The organism is Pseudomonas sp. KH_021 (assembly GCF_057838865.1).
In genome coordinates this window covers 233,605-252,262 of record NZ_JBYQOU010000002.1, presented here as the reverse complement: position 1 = coordinate 252,262, position 18,658 = coordinate 233,605, and the positions used below count along the sequence as shown (strand labels likewise).

Below are 18,658 nucleotides of genomic sequence, written 5' to 3'. Positions count from 1 at the left end.
AAACCATCTACCGTCGCCCTGCACGCTATTGCGGTGACCTGTTCAGGGCAGACTCTAAAATCGGCTCAGACGCTTTCGTCGAGTTGTTTGCGATCTACAACAGCGCAAGACGAGCCGCTAACTCAAGATTGAAGATGGCTAGTGTTCTGTCTGGTTAGTTAAGAAATCTATTTTTAATCGCGCCCAGCTTCGCCTTATTTACCTGGCCTGCATGGCTGGTTGGTGCCCTTGGTGACTACGAAAGTATGCGGTCGTTCCTGCTGACAGCCACCACCGCAGAGATGAGTCGCGCGGTCATGATTAGCATTGTGCCCCCCGATGGTCACGACTTGGCCGTCCGGGAGGTGACGACTGCTCGTTGCACACCGAACGCAGAAACACGCTGGGCCCTGGACGATCTACTCAAGGAGTTGACCCGTGGCGAAAACAAGGGTGGTTCCGACCTGTTAGACCGCAAGATCGCGCAATTGCTTGGGATTCAGTCTCAGCAGTTCAAGCCCACGCAAAAACTGGACGATGCGATCCGGCTCCTGTCGCTACGCTATCGTGGTTTGCCGTCCAGTTATGAATGGGGTGTGAAGATCGAAGAGTCATCACCTGGTTTCAAAGCCTTTGTGGCCGTGCAACCGACGACTAAAAACGCCGCTGTTGAGGCTGAGCCATGGAAACGTTGCTTGGTCGCGGGAGGCCCGTCCGAGGCTTTGGCTGTCACCATTGTGGCCATCACCCGTGAAACATGGGCATTCACAACCTGAATTGGTGGACGCCACATGTGGCCGAAAGAAATCAAGGCTGATCGGGAATTCCTCAGAGACGGTTCCGTCGCTTACAACCTGCGCTATGCCGAGGTGGGAGAGCTGGGACGCATTCTGCACAGCCTGTCCGTAAGCGTCCGAACCACACCGCCTTGCAAATCAAACCTTAATCCGTTTAAACCACTGATTCACGCGCTCGCACTCAAATGCCGCTGGATCAAAAGCATCTCCATGCCATTCAACCATGGCGTCATGCTCTGGATGATTGGAGTTGGCCATCGCCTCCAGAAAGTCCTCATAACCAGGCCCGCCACCAACGTCTTCCGGTGGGCAAGCGTTGGCGCCCTCGATGCAGTACGGCACCTGAGGACAGACAATAGCGGGTAGCGTTTTTTCGACCTTGATGCTGTGATGCCAACGGTCACCAAAGTCGTAGAGATAATTGAATGTCCGCTTTCCGTTCAGCGCCTTGATCAGCGTTTTACGGGCTTCCGGGTTCACCGTCGGCCCCCAGCCATCAGGGTCGGGAATACCGTAATTCTCACCGGCAATTTCAAACTCATGCAGATGGCTATCACTCCAGCCCATCACGACCTGGATGACATGGTGCAGTTAGCCCAAGGTGATGTTTTCAGGCACCGCGAACCGACGCCAGATCGTCGGAGTGATCTACCTCAGCTCAATGCGCAGCAGCAACAGGTCGGGGGCTTGGGTAAACGGACAGTTTTAACCATGGATCAGGCGGCCTCGCAGTGTTCAGTGTGGTTCAAAGAAATGTTCCAGGGCAGCAACTCGCTCACCCGATTGATCGGGTGCTCGGCAATGTGCTCAAGCACGTAGGTCAGATACGCCTGTGGGTTCAATCCGTTTAGCTTGGCAGTACCCACCAGGCTGTAAATCGCAGCCGCTCGCTCTCCGCCAGCATCGGAACCGGCAAACAGGTAGTTTTAGCGATTATGCGAAGCTTGGCATAAGCGCAATTATCTGCAGTCGGAAATTATGTCGGGTATGCAGCAGTGGTGGCGGCGCGCCTGGCTGCCCACCACTGCCGACTTTGCATAATTTCAGAGACTTTCCAGAAACTTCAGCAGGGCGTCAGTCGGCGCTGATAGCGCGTGCGCTTGAATTCGGGTGGGCCGATGGTGGCAAGCGCATGTTCCTTTATGGCCAGATTGGCTTCAACATAACCGTGGGTGGTGACTGGACTCTACAGGAAACCACCGAAAATTATGGCGTGTCCGAAACGCGCCAGTAGACCCGTAAAGCAGGCGGACTATGCGATCACAAAACCGGGCACGGGCGAACTGAGCATAATTTCCGACTGCGGATAATTGCGGTTATGCGAAGCTTGGCATAAGCGCAAGGCTTGGCTGTTCAGTGACACACCCAAGGGCGCCACGGCCAGTGCTCAGATTTACAGCCTGGTCGAGACCGCCAAGGTCAACGGCCAGGAGCCCTATACGTGGCTGCGCCACGTACTGGAGCGGTTGCCGGGTGCGGAGTCGGTAGAGGACTTTGAAGCCTTACTGCCGTGGAACTGCTCGCCAGAAATGCCACAGTAAACGAGGTAAATATCTTTGGGTATGTGGGGTTCATGGATCGCATACTCTCCTTGGGAAGCCAGTTCTTCCCAGGCATTGGCCATGCCATGCAAACGCAGCTCTTTGAGTTCCTTCATAAGATCACGCATTGCGGGTCTCCTCATCGGTGGTACGGAGCCGGTCGTAACGCGCCGTATTGGCGACAGGCGCTATCTTGAGTTGGAGGCTGGTTTCGGCGGACGGAGGGGCTGCTGTCGATGTCAGTCGAGCCACGACATTCAGAATGTGATCAGCGCTCAAGCTGCCTGACTCAAGTACCAACTCCACCGCCACCAACACGGCATCGAGCCCGACGATGGGAACCGCAGCCAGTACCTGCGTCATGACTCGATCACCATTGGTGTGACGTCTCAGGCCTTGTTTGAGCAGGCGTAATGGCTTCGGTAGATCGGCAAAGGGCGCGCCATTGCGCAGCGCTCCGGGCTTTCGCTCAATGAGCAGGATGTAATGCTGCCAGTCAAAACTGACCTGATCTCGATCAAAGAGACGCTCGTGACAGGCAATCATTGTTTCATCGGCGATGACCACAATCCGGGAAGGATACAGGCGGCTGCTGACCCACTGGCCGACCCGCTCACAAGGCACCGAGTAGCGATTTCGCGCCACGTTAACCAAACAGGTGCTGGACACCCGCACGGTGCGTTCGACGTAGCCATCGAAGGCGGTCGGCATCGGCATCATTTCGACCCTCTCCAGCTCCAGGACTTCCGCCACCGTCAGCCCGTTGTACTGCGGGTGCAGCAGTTCCCCCCAGAGCGCACGACAGCGTTGGCCGAGCCAGGCATTAAGCTCTTCGAAGGTGCGGAACATGCAGTCTTGAGCATCGAGCCAGATGCGTCGCCGGCTGTCTTGGACGTTCTTTTCGACGATCCCTTTTTCCCAACCCGAGGCCACGTTGCAGAAGTCCGGGTCGAACAGGTAGTGCGCACACATCACTGCAAACCGGGCATTGACCGTGCGGCCTTTACCCTTATTGACCTTGTCGACAGCGGTCTTCATGTTGTCGTAGATACCACGACGCGGCACCCCACCTAACGCGCCAAACGAGCGGGTATGGGCATCGAACAGCATCTCGTGGCCTTGACTGGGATACGCAACCAACCAAAATGCGCGACTGGCGCACAGTTTCATGTGGGAGACCTGGACGCGTCGAAACAGGCCGCCGATCAACAGGCCTTCTTCGCTCCAGTCAAATTGAAAGGCCTCACCGAGTGCGAACGTCAACGGTACAAAGGCACGTAAAGATTTGCCTTGCTCACCGCGCCACGAGCGTATGAAGGCGGTTAGCTGGCTGTAGCCGCCGTCGTAACCCTCGGCCTTGATCTGCGCGAAAAGTGCTTTGGCGCTCCTGCGGTTGTGCTTCGCCCGAAACGAATCGGCCTTGAGCGCCTGCTCCAGCGTCTCGTGAAAAGGACTGAGTTTGTTGAGGACTGCGCGCCGCTGGTACGCCGGCTGAGTTGCTTCGGGTGCTCTGACCCATTTTCGGATGGTGTTTCTCGACAGCCCGGTACGCTTGGCTATCTGATGCAGCGACAGCTTGTCGCGAAAATACATCCGCCGAATTTTGCCCATCATTTCCATGCTGATCACCCTGTGTTCTCCTGCTCAAAAATTGAGCAGAAGCAGTTGAACACCTGGGTCAGTTTTCAGTCGGCAGAACAGCCTCTACTGGGTCAGTTTTCGGTCAGCGGCAACATGCCTGGGCCACATTTCGCATAAAATGTGGCTGAGCACATTTTATGCGGTAGTTCCGCACGTACGGATCTGTGCGGGGGGTGGCAGGTGACTGCCATTCCTACCGCGACCGGAGTAACAGTCCTCTTTGGGAGAAATTTCTGCATTTCGGTATTCAACGAGACTCTGACGCCTACCAGCGGCATAACCTGTTCGGCCCTTGGTGACGAGGTTAACCGCCACTTACTATGGCTTCGGCTGACTTCTGCACGCTCATCCCGTCGCCTCTCGACGCCCGGTAGCACAATGGCAAACGTACAGATCTCCCAGGGTAATTCGCGCGACCTTCCTGCTTATGCCTGTCGGATTTACGTCACAGCGTTCCGTGCAAGTATTGGGCTTTAACGGTTTGGGCCGTCTTACCCCGCTGTGCCGCCTCTATCCGCTTCCTGTTCGTCAGGCCAGCATTTTGCCTCGGGCTTCCTTCAGATTCGCAGTCGCCCGCGACACCCTTGCCTCCGGCTAACACTTCCCCTTGCCGGGTGTGTAGAGGACTTTCACCTCCAAGTCACCAGCGTGGCCACCACAGCCAAACTGGTTGCGCTCACGCGCAACGCGCCATGCCTGGCGCACCCATAAAAAAAGACGTCCCGAGGGACGTCTTAAAAATTCACCTTTTCCAAAGGAGCAAAGGAGCTTCCAAAGGTGAATGTACACTTCAACTGAACAGCAATGAGTTTTAGACTTTCACAGACTAGCTACTTGTCTATAGGATCCAACCAGATGCGCTAGCTAGATTCCTATTAACTCCCGCGCACTATAAGCAAATCAAGTTAACAGGGAGATGATTGAAAAATGACAATTTTGAAATCTTGCTAGTGTGCTGTTTTCGAAATAATTTTTCTGCGGTCTTGGCTACACTCTCCCTATCATCCAGCCCTCGGGGGAACGCAAGTGAACGCCCAAGAGATTGTCCTCAGCCCAGAAGAGCAGGCCGAACTGAACCGCCGTGTACGCTCAGCCACCATCAGTCAGCGCGACGGCCGTCGCGCCCGAGTGATCCTGCGGGCAGCCCAAGGTTGTTCAAGGGTGGAAATCGCTCGTTTGACCGGTTTCTCACTCCCCACGATCACCTGTTGGTGCCAACGTTTTCAGACGCTGCGTCTAGAAGGCCTGCTCGACAAGCCCGGCCGCGGACGCAAATCCTCCCTTCCTACCGACACGATCCGTCGCGTACTCGAACAGGTCACCAAGCCCCGTATTGGCGAGCCCCGCTGGAGCTGCCGAAGCATGGCCCGTGCCGCTGGCATCTCGGCGACCACCGTCAACAAGGCTATGGGCTGCCAATGACTTGAAGCCTCATCTGACACGTACCTTCAAGGTGTCGAACGACCCGCAGTTCGAGGAAAAATTCTGGGATGTCATCGGGCTGTATCTGGCCCCGCCAGACAAGGCGTTGGTGCTCTGCTGCGACGAAAAAAGTCAGGTTCAAGCCTTGGAGCGCACCCAGCCCGGGCTGCCTTTGGGGGTCGGTCATATCCAAACAAAATCCCATGATTACACTCGCCACGGCACGGTCACGCTGTTCGCGGCGCTGGATTATCTCCAGGGCAAACTGATCAGTAGCATCGAGCGCCAGCACCGCCATCAGGAGTGGTTGGCGTTCCTCAAGAAAATCAACAAGGAAACTCCCAAACACCTCCAGCTGCATCTGATCGTGGATAACTACGCGACGCACAAGCATGCAAAAGTGAAGGCTTGGCTGGCGAAACATCCGCGTTTCCATGTGCACTTCACGCCGACCTCAAGCTCCTGGATGAACATGGTCGAGCGGTTTTTCAGGGACATTACCGTGTTCTTGCGCGACGGTAGTTTCGGCTCTGTACGCGAGTTGGAAAGTTCGATTACCACCTTCCTGGCATTACGAAACGCGCAACCGACCCGGTACGTTTGGAACACAAAGGGAGAGGAGATTTTGAACAAGATCCGGCGAGCACGCGATGTGATGGAAGCGCAGATAAATGGGTAAGCTATTTCGAAAACAGCACACTAGGAAAATGGGATGTTCGCTAAGACGAGTCATCCCATTCAGGTATTACAGAATAGCTAATGGATACTCAACAATTACACGAACTTCATCCAGGTCCGACTCAAATGCGGTTGCGCGAGTGTTAGCCTGGCGCAGGCGGAAAGACATGTCTTTCAAGGAACCTGTCTGAACGACGTATTTTACTTCGATGTCGCGCTCCCAACGTTTCTGGTCAGTCAATGGGTTCCCGTCCGCATCACGCCGCATGTACGTCGCGTTTGCATTAGAGTAGTCAGCGTCAGTGCCACGAGCATAGCGTGTCATAAACGACAAACCAGGAACGCCATAGGAGCTCATGTCGAGATCGTAACGAACCATCCAGGAGCGTTCTTTCGGCGAGTTGAAGTCGCTGTACTGAATTGAGTTGTCAAGAAAAATGGAATCCGATTGACGCAGATAATCGAAGTCGTCGTTACCATTATTTCGCTGGTGAGAAAGTGCAACCGAGTGCGCACCATACTTCACACCAACTTTTCCGCTCCAGATATTGTTGTCGAACTCACCCAGTAGTTTTTTTCCTTCATCGACAGCCTTGTAGTAGTTCACGCCACCGAATACGGAAAGCTCATCCGTTAATTCGTAATTCAACCCCGTGCCAGCATAGTATTGATTCCAAGCGTCTTTGAGGCGGCTGGAGTAAAGACTGATGATGACATTTTTGTTCAGGTTATAGTCGCCACCAAAGTAGCCGACCCAAGGCGAGTTAACTGGTCCCGCATAGAATGTCGCGAAGTTATCACGCATATTGCTGGATACTGGTTGGCTCATGGCGTGCAAGCGACCGCCCTGAACTGTCAGGCCTTCAATACTAGTGTTAGTTGCCGTCACACCGGTGAAACTTTCTGGCAGAAGTCTCGAGTCACCGGCAGCAACAACTGGGTTGGATGGGAATACGTCACCGACTTTTACTACGGTGTCAAATGCGCGAATTTTTGCCGCGCCCCCCACTTTGGTGTACTCGTCCCTTGCCTTTCCTTCGCTATTGACGGGGAGTACATCGAACGAACTACGACCGCCATTACGGCCGTCACCTGTGTCGAGTTTCAATCCGATCATAGCGAACGCGTCGATGCCGACACCCACAGTGCCCTGAGTAAATCCAGACTCAAATTTACTAATAATAGCGTGTGCCCATGCTTCGGAATATCCGTTGCCTGTCGGGCTTGACTGGCCGTTGCGGTGATCACGATTGAAATAGTAGTTACGGTTCAGGACTGTCAGGCTGCTATCCTCTATAAACCCTCCCGCCTTTTCCTCCGCAATCACTATGGAAGGCACAGAGCTGACAACCATTGCCAATGCGGCCATCGAAAATTTTGTATTGTTAACCATTAATCACTCCTTAGGTTCGGCAGAACTAGAAAGCTCTTCGGCTGGAATTATTGTTTACGGAAAGCAGGTTGCGCTCCCGTATCGTCGCCGAGCTGTATAGTTGCAATCTGTAGATAACGTAGAGATGACCATAAAATTACAATTTTGTAATGTTTGCCTTTTTTTTTATTGACTTTTGTGCCATACACCCAGCCAGTGCAGACTGTGTGAAAACCTAGCAATCTGTGCGGCACTCAAAGAAAATGCTCCGTATCGAAAGATACGGAGCATTTTTCGTTATGGCCTACATCCAAGGAGAGTCCCGCAGCCAGACCAGCCTGTTGCCGGTCTCGCTGGAGGAACTGATCCCCGAGGATCACCTCGTTCGTGTGATCGACCTCTACGTCGCCAAGCTGGATCTGGTGCAACTGGGCTTCGACAAAGCGCTGCCCAAAGGCACCGGGCGCCCCTCTTATGATCCTGCCGATCAGCTAAAACTCTATCTCTACGGCTATTTCCAGCGGATTCGCTCATCGCGGCGGCTCGAAGCCGAGTGTCAGCGCAACATCGAAGTGATGTGGTTGATCAACCGGCTCAAACCCGACTTCAAGACCATCGCCGACTTTCGCAAAAACAACAAACCGGCCTTTGTGGCGACGTGCCGTGCCTTCGTCCGGTTCTGCCGAACCGCCGGTCTGATAGCCGGTGAGTTGGTGGCCATCGATGGCAGCAAGTTTCAGGCGGTTGCTTCCTCGCGGCGTCATATGAGTTTGAAGCGGCTCAAGCACCAGGAGCAGAAGCTGGATAAACGCATTGCCCAGTATCTGGCCGAGCTGGATGAAGCTGATAAAACCGAAGCCGATGAGGTGGTTGATCGCAGGGCGGTCAGGACTGCTTTGGTGCAACTTGAAGTCAGGCACTCCAACAACCTGACTTGCCAGGCAACGATGAAATCCATGGTGCTTGAGCAATTCAATACCCACGAAAGCGATGCCCGAATGATGCGAACGCACAAAGGACCGAGGGTCGCGTACAACGTGCAAACAGCCGTGGACGCTGAGCATTGCCTGATCCTGCATCATGAAGTCACGCAGGACAGTGATGATCGCAAGCAACTTGAGCCTATGGCCAAGGCCGCCAAGGAACACTTGCAGCAAGATGAATTGACGGTGACTGCCGATGCAGGCTACTCGAATGGCAAGCAGTTCCAGGCCTGCGAGGATGAGAACATCACGGTTTATGTACCGCCCAATCGGTCAGGCAACTCCAGCGGCAAGGAAAAGGAGTTCTTTGACCGAACAGTGTTTACCTACGATGCGTCGCAGGATCGATATCAATGTCCCGCCGGTAAATGGCTGACACTCAAGCAAACCAGTAAGGGCGATCGTATCTACCAGGCGGCGATCAGCGACTGCGCCGACTGTCCGCTGAAAGCGCAATGCACTGAGGCCCGGCGCCGATACGTCTCACGCCATGCTCACGAAGAGGCGTTCGAACGCATGGAGCGGCGAATGCAGGCGCACCCCGAAATGATGGTCAGCCGAAGATTCATCGTGGAGCATCCCTTCGGAAACCTAAAACAGTGGTTGCGGATTCCACGGGCATCCGGCCACCTATTCCATGAACATCCGGCCACTGATTCCACGATGATCCGGCCACCCATTCCATGGCCATCCGGCCACCCATAAGGCAGGCAGCAACGCAGGATTAATTCACTACCATCGACCTCTTTTATCGAAGCAGAGAGGTCGTCGTGGAGCGGTTATCCATGCGTAAAATTAAGGAAGTGCTACGTCTCAAATTCGAGGTCGGCCTGTCTGCTCGCCAGATCGCTGTCAGCTTGAAAGTGGGTCGCGCGACCATCGGTGAGTACCTCAATCGTTTTGCTGCCAGCGGGCTGATTTGGCCGTGTGCTTTGAACGATGCGGAGTTGCAACGGCGTCTTTTTCCGCCTCTCTCCGATGTCCCCAGCGATCAACGCCCGATGCCGGACTGGGCTCATGTCCACGCCGAGTTACGCCGCCCCGGCGTCACCCTGGCCCTGCTTTGGCAAGAGTACCGACTCGCTCACCCGCAAGGTTTCCAGTACAGCTGGTTCTGCGAACACTACCGCCTCTGGGCCGCCAAGGTCGATGTGGTCATGCGCCAGGAACATCGTGCTGGCGAAAAGCTGTTTGTCGATTACGCCGGCCAGACCGTGCCAGTTATCGACCGGAAAACCGGCGAAATTCGGCAGGCCCAGATTTTCGTCGCCGTCCTGGGCGCCTCTAGCTACACCTTCGCCGAAGCTACCTGGTCGCAGAAGCTGCCCGACTGGCTGGGCTCACACGCCCGCTGCTTCGCTTTTTTCGGCGGCACATCGCAGATCCTGGTACCGGATTATGTGGCACGCCACATAATGGAGCTTTTGTTCCCTTCGTCGTTATGTGCCCGGCGGGGGCGTTTGGCCGTACCTGAAGGCGACTGCGCCGGTAAACGCCACATAACGTTTCACCTTAGTCGGATGATGACCTTCCACCCTGTTTCCTGGAATGGAGGTTGTCATGTTGGAACGTTATTTCTTGAAGCCGCAAACCGTCGATCGGATTCGCGGCAATTGGCTTGGCTCGGCAATCGAGGTCTACGTGGAGTGGCTGGAACAGGAAGGCTATGCCGTTCGAAACGTCTATCGGCGCGTGCCCATGCTGTGCCATTTTGGCCAATTTTCCCAAGAGCACGGCGCCCAAACCCTGGCACAGGCTGCAGCCTTGGTCGATGACTTCGCCCAGCACTGGCTCAGCGAACATGCGAAAGCAGGCGTGAGCAAGGAGGCCAGGGTCAAGATAGAGGAAGATGCCCGCAATCCGGTCAACCAGATGCTCAGGCTGGTCCATCCCGAGCACCACGGCGGGGGCCGTCACCCGCAGCCTGAGCCATTTCTGGCAGAAGCCCCCGGGTTCTTTGCCTACTTGCGCGAAGAGCGTGGTCTCAAAGAGACATCGGTTCGACACTACCGGCACTATCTCAACCGCTTTGCGGCATTCCTTGCCCGACAAGAGGTGACATCGCTCAAACAGCTTTCGACCGCAATCCTGGCCGCTTTCGTTGTCGATAGCGCGCCCGAGCTCTCCCCCAATTCGCGGCGTGGCCTGTGCGCAGTGTTGAAGGTGTTTCTGCGCTACTGCCAGCGGGAGCAGATTCTGACGCATGACCTCAGCCAAGCCGTCGAGATGCCTCAAGCCTATCGGCTGGCCGAGTTGCCGAGATCGATCAGTTGGGACGATGTCCGGCGGATGCTGGCCGTGGTCGATAGACGAACAGTGCGCGGCCGCCGGGATTACGCGATCTTGCTGTTGCTTGTCACCTATGGGCTGCGCGCCCACGAAGTCGCATCGCTCACCCTGGACGACATTGATTGGCAGCGTGACCGGTTGCAAGTACCGCAGCGCAAGGCTGGCCACTGGACAGCCTATCCGTTGGCCAACGTGGTCGGAACGGCCATCCTGGAGTATTTGCAGCATGGCCGGCCGCAGACCGCGGATCGACATCTATTCTTCCGTACCCTGGCCCCCAGACTGCCACTGCGCGCCAGCGCCATCTCGCAGAGCGCAGGATTCTATCTGCGCCAAACCGGGATCACGGTACGGCGGGCAGGCGCCCATACGCTCCGACACACCTGCGTCCAGCGCCTCGTCGACGCAGAATTCTCGCTCAAGGCCATCGGCGACTATGTTGGGCATCGCTCCCCATCATCCACCGAAATCTACGCCAAGGTCGCCACCGAAGCTTTGCGTGAAGTCGCTCTTGGCGATGGGGAGGCACTATGAATACCCCTTTGGTTCCTGTCGGCGCCTCGGTGCATCAAGTGATCAATGCTTTCCTGGCCTACAAGCGCTCCCTCAATCGCAAGTACGATACGGAAGAAGCCACCCTGCACCTGCTGGAGCGATTTCTGGCCACCTCCGGAATCGAGGATCTGGCGGCCGTGACCACCCAGGACATCGAGCGCTTCCTCGCATCCCGCCCGCGATCAAGGCCCCGTAGTTACAACCATCTGCTTGGCGTACTGCAGCGCTTCTTCGGCTGGCTGGTGATGCAGGAGCTGATGACGAAGACGCCGGTGAGCGCTGGCCCGCGGCGGAACACCGGGCAACGCATCCCGTATATCTTCAATCTCGCCCAGGCACGTCGGCTGCTGGAAACGGCACGGCAGTTGCCCGATCGTCCCAAAGGCCGGCACCGCGGCTTGATTTATGAAACCGTGTTTGCGCTGCTTTACGGCCTGGGGCTGCGGGTTGGGGAAGTTGCTCGGCTCAAGGTCGGTGATGTGGACCTGTCCCGCGATGCGCTCATGATCCGGCAGACCAAGTTCGCAAAGGATCGCCTTGTGCCGTTTGGCCCGCACATGGCGGCGCGGTTACAGCGCTATCTCGCCGAGCATTTCGGCACCTCGCCTCCCGATGCAACCCAGCCCCTGTTCGGCTTCACTCAGGGACAGGCAGTGAATTCGGGCACCATCAGTCAGACCTTTCACGCACTGGTGCCGAAACTGGCGCTGGAAAGTCGGCCTGGCGTCGCTGCGCCAAGGCTCCATGACCTACGTCATTCCTTTGCCGTCGGCACCTTGTTGCGTTGGTATCGGGAAGGGATTGATCCCAACCGCCGACTGCTTCACCTGGCCACTTTCCTCGGGCATGTCGATCCGGCCTCGACCGCCGTATATCTGACGATCACGAGTGAACTTCTGGGCGAGGCCAGTGCACGGTTCAGGAACTACGCGCACCTGTCACCACCGGCCGGAGAGCAGCCATGAACGAGCTCGGTACGGTGGTCAGGTCCTTCTTCGAGGACCATCTGAAGGTGCAGAAAGGTCTGCGCCCCAGTTCGATCCGCAGCTATCGTGATGTCCTGAAACTGTTTCTCAAGCAGATTGCAGATCGGCGTCAATGTCCCATCACCCGCCTCAAACTCACGGATCTGGTTGCCGACGAGGTGCTCGCTTTTCTCCAGAGCCTCGAGGCGCAGCGCGGCAACCAAGTGCGCACCCGCAATCAGCGGCTGGCCGCGCTACGCACCTTCTTTCGCTACCTTGCAAGTCGTGCACCGGAGATGCTGGCCGAGGCAGAACGGGTTGAGGCCATTCCCACCAAGCGCTGTCCGCCACCACCGACCTATTACCTTGAGCGTGACGAAGTTGATCAATTGCTCGCGGCGATTCCGACGACGGCCGCCGGTCTGCGCGATCGCGCCATCCTGACCTTGATGTACAACACCGGCGCCCGAGTGCAGGAAATTGCTGATTTGCGCGTCCAGGATATCGATCTCGATGGCCCTCATCGAGTGAGGCTCCACGGCAAGGGGGACAAGTGGCGCGCCTGTCCGATTTGGCCCGAGACCGCACAGTTGCTCAAGCAGCTCGAGTCGGTCCATGAAGGTAAACCCGACGCCCCATTGTTCTATTCTCGGCTTCACGCCCCCCTGACACGCTTTGGCCTGTACAAGCTCGTCAAACGGTACGCGGCGAATCTACCGCAAGCCTCACCCAATAGCGGCGAGGCTCGGCGCATCTCTCCGCATGTGTTCCGGCATACCGCAGCGATGCACCTGCTTGAGGCCGGAGTTGAAATCAACGTCATTCGGGCCTGGCTGGGTCACGTCGGTCTGGAAACGACGAACCGTTATGCTGAGATCAACATCCGGACCAAGGAGGCTGCCGTCGCCCTGTGCGCTCCACCCGATCAATCCTCGGCGGCATCCTCCCAAGAAGGCGCTTGGCACCGGGACGTCGACTTGCTGAAATGGCTCGATTCCCTTTGATTCTTATGTGCCCCTCGGCTCGAGCGCCACCCATCATTCCTGGGGCTGCCGAGCCAGTGCCACATAACGGCGAAGGGAACAAAAGCCCGATTATGTGGCACGCCACATAATGGAGCACCAGGATCTGCGATGTACCGCCGAGAAAGGCGAAGCAGCGCACGTGCGAGCCCAGCCAGTCGGGCAGTTTCTGCGACCAGGTGGCCTCGGCGAAGGTGTAGCTGGACGCGCCGAGGACGGCGACGAAGATCTGCGTTTGGCGTATCTCGCCGGTTCGCCGATCAATGACCGGCACGGTCTGGCCGGCGTAATCAACGAACAGCTTCTCGCCTGCACGGTGTTCCTGGCGCATGACCACATCGACCTTGGCAGCCCAGAGGCGGTAGTGCTCGCAGAACCAGCTGTATTGGAAACCTTGCGGGTGGGTGAGCCGATACTCTTGCCAAAGCAGGGCCAGGGTGACGCCGGGGCGACGTAACTCGGCATGGACATGAGCCCAGTCCGGCATCGGACGTTGATCACTGGGCACCGTCGGCGCTGGCGGGAATAGACGTCGCTCCAGTTCGGCGTCCGACAACTGCGTGGGCCAAGTCAGCCCGCAAGCGTTGAAGCGGTGCAGGTAATTGCCGGCACTGCCGCTGCTAATGCGCAGGCTGGTAGCAATTTTGCGCACGGACAGGCCGGCGTCGAACTTTAGGCGTAGTACCTCTCGGATTTTACGCATGGATATACGCTCCACGACGACCTCTTCGCTTCGAGAAAAGAGGTCGATGGTAGTGAATAATCCTGCGTTGCTGCCTGCCTGAGCTTGGGTCGGATCAGTGAGAGATCACTGTCCAAGTGCTCGTGGAATCAGTGTCCAAGTGGCCGTGGAATGAGTGTCCAAGTCAGCGTGGAATCGCTGTCCAAGTGCGCATGGAATCCCCAGTGGTCGATGCAACGATCATTCATGCACCCAGTTCGACCAAGAACAAGGACGGCAAGCGCGATTGCGAAATGCACCAGACGAAGAAAGGAAATCAGTATTTTTTCGGGATGAAAGCGCACATCGGCGTCGATGCCGAATCCGGTTTAGTGCATAGCTTGGTGAGCACGGCGGCCAATGTGGCGGACGTGACGCAGGTCGATCAGTTGCTGCATGGCGAGGAATCTTACGTGTCTGGCGATGCCGGTTACACCGGCGTGGACAAGCGTCCTGAACATCAGGATCGCACGATGATCTGGTCGATTGCGGCGCGGCCCAGCAGCTACAAAAAGTACGGAGAAAAGAGTTTGATCGGTCGCCTGCGACGCAAGATCGAATACGCGAAGGCACAGGTCAGGGCCAAGGTTGAGCATCCGTTCCGGGTGATCAAGCGCCAGTTTGGCTACACGAAAGTGCGTTATCGAGGACTCATGAAAAACACCGCGCAACAGGCCACGCTATTTGCCCTGTCGAACCTGTGGATGATGCGAAAACGGCTGCTGGTTGCGGGAGAGGTGCGGCTGTGATGCGGGTAGAACGCCTGGAAAAGGCGTTGTTCGAGGGTGAAACGATGAATTAAGAACAGGAAAGGTCTGATTTTCGACCAGACCAGCGTTTTTTTGAACCTCAACCAAGGAGGGCATCAAAAACCGCTGACTACTTCAGACCTTCCTTAGGGAAATTCGAAGAGGCGACAACTATCCTGACACCGGGGGATAGCTTGGCAGAGGCTCTATGTTAAATGTTTTTATGATTATAGGGGGGCAGCTGACAACCTTACGTTCCGTCGGTGATAATTCGTAACCGCTCCATTAACCCCACATCCAACGCCGACAGCTTAGGCTGGAGCGAGAACTGTGTTCTAGCATCATCAGCCGAGCCATCCACCGTACCGAGATTTTCTACTCGTGACTTAGCTAGTAGCCAGTGGACTGCCAGGAACATGTGGCACATAAATAGTCCACTTCCTATTTAGCTGGCACAAGAATGCCAAGACCAGCTATTTCAGTGGCACAAGAATGCCAACCCCGGCCATTTCAGTGGCACAAGAATGCCAAACCCGGCTATTTCAGTGGCACAAGAATAGAAAATCGACCCATTTCTATGCCACATAAATACAGAATTGCGCCCTATCTCTGCCTATGGGAGCCACTTCAGATCTGTACCAGCGGTAGGACGTTTCTTGTACCGGGGGTGGGACGCTCAGTTTTACCGGGGTTTGGAAGCTCTAAAAATGTCCGCAGTCTATTACGTGTTGGTGGATTTGGCGGTACACCAAAGGATGTCGAGGCTTCCCTAGCGTACGATTCGATCCACTCACCCCACGTTAGGGTTCAGGTTTAACGTGATATCTCTGGCGAGCAGTTCCACGGCAACAGTGCCTCATAGTCTGCCACCGACTGCGCATGTGGTAACTGCTCCAGTACGTGGCGTAGCCACGTATAAGGCTCTTGGCCGTTGACCTTGGCGGTCTCCACTAGGCTGTAGATCTGAGCACTGGCGGTAGCGCCTTTGGGCGTGTCGCTGAACAGCCACGCCTTGCGACCGATAACAAACGGCTTTATCGCGCGTTCCGCCGCGTTGTTGTCGATCGGTAAAAACCCGGCCTCCACGTAACGCTCAAGCCGGCTCCAGTTGTTGGCCAGATAGTTAACCGCCTTGCCCAGCACACTTTGCGGCGTCACTTGGGACTGCGTTTTATCCAGCCAGCTTTTCAACTGGGCCAGGATCGGCAGGCTCTTTTCCTGTCTGCCGATAAATCGTTGCTCGTCACTGACGCCCTTCAGTTCACGCTCGATGCCGTACAGCTTGTTGATCATCGTCAGGGCGATATCGGCACGTCCCGCCTTGCCCTTGGGCTGTACCTTTTGAGCATCGACAAACTTGCGCCGCACATGGGCCATGCACGCCAGACGTTCCACTCCGGGCTGTAATGCCAAGGCGTTGTAACCCGCGTAATCATCGGTCATGACGTAGCCACGATAACTTTCCAGCAGGCGCAACGGCACTTCCTGCGCACGGCTGGAGGTGTAGTCAAACAGCACGACTTTTCGATCCGGCGGCCCGCTGGCTTGCACCCACATCCAGGATTGGCTGGTTGGGTCTCGATCCGGTTCTTTAAGTACCTGGACGCGGGTTTCATCACAGTGGACGACCGGGCTTTCCAGCAACCGATCCCGCATCAGATTTAATAACGGTTGCAAGTGCTCGCCGCACTGGATGACCCAGCGCGCCAAGGTTTGGCGAGGGATGTCCACACCATGCCGGGCAAGTACCGTTTCGAAACGATGCAGCGGCAGGCCGTCGACGTATTTAGTGGTCAACAACATCGCCAAGACACTCGGACTGGCCATGCTCTTTTCGATCAACTGAGCCGGTTTGTCAGCAGTGACCGGCGCCGCTTCACAACCACGACACCCGTAGACTTTGCGGATGTGTTTGATCACGCGGATTTGCATCGGCACGATATCCAGCTGCTCGCTAGTTTCTTCGCTGACGACATGCTTGCGGCAACCACAGGCACACGTCAGTTCGTGCTCGGGAAGTTCGTGGATGACTTCGATGCGCGGCAGATCAGTAGACAGAGGCTTGCGCTTGCCACGACGTGAAGTCGGAGCAACAACTTCTTCGTCAGCGTCGCCGATTGAAGGCATCGGCTCGCTTTCGGGCTCGTTGAACAACGCCAGTTGAGGGGTATTGGGTTCAACGGTCTGCTCGGATTTGCGACCGAACAAACGGTCGCGCAGCAGCTTGATCTGTTCTTTCAGATCGACGATATGAGTCTGGTATGCCTCAGCCGTTACCTGCTGACGACTGAGTGCCTCAAGCAACATTTGCTTGAGCAGAACAGGGTCGTCAGGGAGGTCTTCAGGCATCAAATTCATGCCCGGATTATACCCGTCAGGCGACGAATCTTGGCGTTAAAACCTTGTGTGGACGGTTGCGCCAGAGATCAAATCCATCCAGTAGCCAGTTCAGTTCTTGGACGGTCAGCACGATAGCCTCGTCCACCTCTTCGGGTGAAGTCTTGAAACGCTCGGACTCCAGGCGCTTGAGCCAAAGGCAGAAGCCGTTACGCTCCCAGTACAACACTTTGACCCGGTTACGGTGGCGATTCAGAAAAACAAAGAGCACGGGGTCAAACACCGCGACCTTGATATCCAGTTCGACCAGCGCAGCTAGGCCATCAATGGACTTTCGAAAATCTACCGGCTTTGGGTAGAGGTACACTTTTTCAACGCTGGCATTGGGACGCATCATGGTGATGGGCTCCTGATGGAAATCGGGAGCACAGCATCGGCGATCAGAGGGCGGCTTTGAATGTGGGTATCATGGAGCGGATACGATAATTCCACATGAAAGATAACTGTGGCGTCACTTGAAAAGAAAATTACTTTTTTGTCAGCTTGATGCAAGGCTTGTTGAATGTGCAATTAGTTGCTTTTTACATTTCCGGTGTTTGGCTTTTTAAGCGATCAGCCGCCATGAGGACAGTTGCTGCCCAACACTTGGTACTCGATGGTGTTGAGATTGCCCCTAGAGTCTTCGTAGGTCATGTGCGAAGGGACCAGCCCACAATACTCAGCGGTTGGAGTCACGTTAACCACCTTTGCAATGTCAAGGTCCAGCCCATACTTATAGTGGACAATTTCAGGCGCGGCTTTACCGTTTTTGATGGCATATTGCTCCATTGCCTGCTGATTCGCTTGCAACATTCGACCGTAGACGCGATCCTTTCCGCCTTCAGCCATGGTTGCGGAGGAAGCTGCCAACATTGCAATAGCGATGCCTGCATTCAATATTTTCATGATTTTCATCTTCCTATATCTAACTTGTAATTAGATAGTAGCAAGTGATACCTGTCAAAAAGCTGCCGCTAACATTACTTATGTGTAAGGTATGATATTTTCTCTGTTAATGTCCTCTCTGGCAATGCACCTATTGTGGTTTACTCCTCGTCAGTTAAACAGGATCGGATGCTGCTTAATACCCATGCACAACGAAACACTAACAAACTAGAAGCTGACAGAAATGTAATCTTAATTTCAGTCGACTGTCCGCTGGGCGTGGTCTAGGGTGAAATGTGCGCCCTTGAGCATAATTAAATTGAAAACGATGAAATGGCATTTTGCCCGCATTATGCTTGGTAGCCTTGAGGCCAGGGGCAAACACCTTGAAGCCGAACATTTTCGCCTAATGATCAACTGCGCCGAATCTATCAGGCGTCGGCTAATTTTTTGTTGAGCGGTTCCGTTTTCACCACCACGTGTGCGGAGTTTGCGCCGAGTGTGAGGCCTATGCCAGGAGCTGCGAACAGGTCGGTGATATGGAAGATTGCGTCAAGGCCTGTCGCGAATGCGCAGAGAGCTGCCGCCAAATGGCTGGTGGCGAAGGTTAGTCTAGCCCCATGCAGGTACAGAAGTAGCGATTTACGTGCGCGGGGGCAATGGTATGTATATGCCAATCTTCC

The 18,658-nt window shown here is 55.6% G+C and carries 11 protein-coding genes and 8 pseudogenes; 10 read left to right on the top strand and 9 right to left on the bottom strand.

Annotated elements, in window-relative coordinates; genetic code table 11:
* Positions 1-245 precede the first annotated feature (245 nt).
* The gene (locus tag AC3IX4_RS30020) at positions 246-755 is read left to right on the top strand and encodes a hypothetical protein (RefSeq protein WP_489261443.1); all 510 of its coding nucleotides are present in this window, start codon (positions 246-248) and stop codon (positions 753-755) included.
* A 159-nt stretch (positions 756-914) separates the two neighbouring features.
* Here AC3IX4_RS30020 and AC3IX4_RS30015 read toward each other — a convergent pair.
* Positions 915-1,489, bottom strand: a pseudogene (locus tag AC3IX4_RS30015) (plasmid pRiA4b ORF-3 family protein).
* A gap of 3 nt (positions 1,490-1,492) precedes the next feature.
* Positions 1,493-1,702: pseudogene (locus AC3IX4_RS30010) on the bottom strand (transposase domain-containing protein); the annotation flags it as partial.
* Positions 1,703-2,113: 411 nt separating this feature from the next.
* Here AC3IX4_RS30010 and AC3IX4_RS30005 point away from each other — a divergent pair.
* Positions 2,114-2,317 (top strand): annotated as a pseudogene (locus tag AC3IX4_RS30005) (transposase domain-containing protein); the annotation flags it as partial.
* A 47-nt stretch (positions 2,318-2,364) separates the two neighbouring features.
* On the opposite strand, the pseudogene AC3IX4_RS30000 reads toward AC3IX4_RS30005, so the two are convergent.
* A pseudogene (locus tag AC3IX4_RS30000) lies at positions 2,365-2,445 on the bottom strand (AAA family ATPase); the annotation flags it as partial.
* Positions 2,438-3,937, bottom strand: a complete 1,500-nt coding sequence (gene istA / locus AC3IX4_RS29995; protein WP_489261657.1) for an IS21 family transposase — start codon at positions 3,935-3,937, stop codon at positions 2,438-2,440. The pseudogene AC3IX4_RS30000 and the gene istA (AC3IX4_RS29995), both read right to left, overlap by 8 nt.
* A gap of 1,047 nt (positions 3,938-4,984) precedes the next feature.
* On the opposite strand from istA (AC3IX4_RS29995), the pseudogene AC3IX4_RS29990 reads away from it, so the two are divergent.
* Positions 4,985-6,059, top strand: a pseudogene (locus AC3IX4_RS29990) (IS630 family transposase).
* A gap of 66 nt (positions 6,060-6,125) precedes the next feature.
* On the opposite strand, the gene AC3IX4_RS29985 reads toward AC3IX4_RS29990, so the two are convergent.
* The gene (locus AC3IX4_RS29985) at positions 6,126-7,451 is read right to left on the bottom strand and encodes an OprD family porin (RefSeq protein ID WP_102599695.1); all 1,326 of its coding nucleotides are present in this window, start codon (positions 7,449-7,451) and stop codon (positions 6,126-6,128) included.
* Between the two features lie 242 nt (positions 7,452-7,693).
* On the opposite strand from AC3IX4_RS29985, the gene AC3IX4_RS29980 reads away from it, so the two are divergent.
* The 5 genes and pseudogenes from AC3IX4_RS29980 (at position 7,694) to AC3IX4_RS29960 (ending at position 13,226) form a co-directional block, all read left to right on the top strand.
* A complete protein-coding gene (locus tag AC3IX4_RS29980; RefSeq protein WP_489261442.1) occupies positions 7,694-9,118 on the top strand; it encodes an IS1182 family transposase in 1,425 nt (474 codons plus the stop codon).
* Between the two features lie 80 nt (positions 9,119-9,198).
* Positions 9,199-9,810: pseudogene (gene istA / locus AC3IX4_RS29975) on the top strand (IS21 family transposase); the annotation flags it as partial.
* 163 nt (positions 9,811-9,973) lie between these two features.
* Positions 9,974-11,236: a tyrosine-type recombinase/integrase gene (locus tag AC3IX4_RS29970; protein WP_489261441.1), complete on the top strand. Its 1,263-nt coding sequence runs from the start codon at positions 9,974-9,976 to the stop codon at positions 11,234-11,236.
* Complete coding sequence (locus AC3IX4_RS29965; protein ID WP_489261440.1) at positions 11,233-12,222, top strand: tyrosine-type recombinase/integrase; 990 nt, start codon at positions 11,233-11,235, stop codon at positions 12,220-12,222. The genes AC3IX4_RS29970 and AC3IX4_RS29965 overlap by 4 nt, the downstream gene beginning before the upstream one ends.
* The gene (locus AC3IX4_RS29960) at positions 12,219-13,226 is read left to right on the top strand and encodes a tyrosine-type recombinase/integrase (RefSeq protein WP_489261439.1); all 1,008 of its coding nucleotides are present in this window, start codon (positions 12,219-12,221) and stop codon (positions 13,224-13,226) included. The genes AC3IX4_RS29965 and AC3IX4_RS29960 overlap by 4 nt, the downstream gene beginning before the upstream one ends.
* 115 nt (positions 13,227-13,341) lie before the next feature.
* Here AC3IX4_RS29960 and AC3IX4_RS29955 read toward each other — a convergent pair.
* Positions 13,342-13,947: pseudogene (locus AC3IX4_RS29955) on the bottom strand (IS21 family transposase); the annotation flags it as partial.
* Between the two features lie 203 nt (positions 13,948-14,150).
* On the opposite strand from AC3IX4_RS29955, the pseudogene AC3IX4_RS29950 reads away from it, so the two are divergent.
* Positions 14,151-14,714, top strand: a pseudogene (locus AC3IX4_RS29950) (IS5 family transposase); the annotation flags it as partial.
* 813 nt (positions 14,715-15,527) lie between these two features.
* On the opposite strand, the gene tnpC reads toward AC3IX4_RS29950, so the two are convergent.
* The 3 genes from tnpC to AC3IX4_RS29935 form a co-directional block, all read right to left on the bottom strand.
* Positions 15,528-17,072 carry an IS66 family transposase gene (gene tnpC, locus AC3IX4_RS29945; RefSeq protein ID WP_489261438.1) on the bottom strand — a complete coding sequence of 515 codons (1,545 nt, stop codon included), beginning with the start codon at positions 17,070-17,072 and terminating at the stop codon, positions 15,528-15,530.
* A gap of 16 nt (positions 17,073-17,088) precedes the next feature.
* Positions 17,089-17,448: an IS66 family insertion sequence element accessory protein TnpB gene (gene tnpB / locus AC3IX4_RS29940; protein WP_231987099.1), complete on the bottom strand. Its 360-nt coding sequence runs from the start codon at positions 17,446-17,448 to the stop codon at positions 17,089-17,091.
* A gap of 215 nt (positions 17,449-17,663) precedes the next feature.
* Positions 17,664-17,996, bottom strand: a complete 333-nt coding sequence (locus AC3IX4_RS29935) for a DUF2790 domain-containing protein (protein WP_102599711.1) — start codon at positions 17,994-17,996, stop codon at positions 17,664-17,666.
* A gap of 458 nt (positions 17,997-18,454) precedes the next feature.
* Between AC3IX4_RS29935 and AC3IX4_RS29930 the strand changes: the two genes are divergently transcribed.
* A complete protein-coding gene (locus AC3IX4_RS29930) occupies positions 18,455-18,586 on the top strand; it encodes a hypothetical protein (protein WP_489261437.1) in 132 nt (43 codons plus the stop codon).
* The last annotated feature ends 72 nt before the right edge of the window (positions 18,587-18,658 follow it).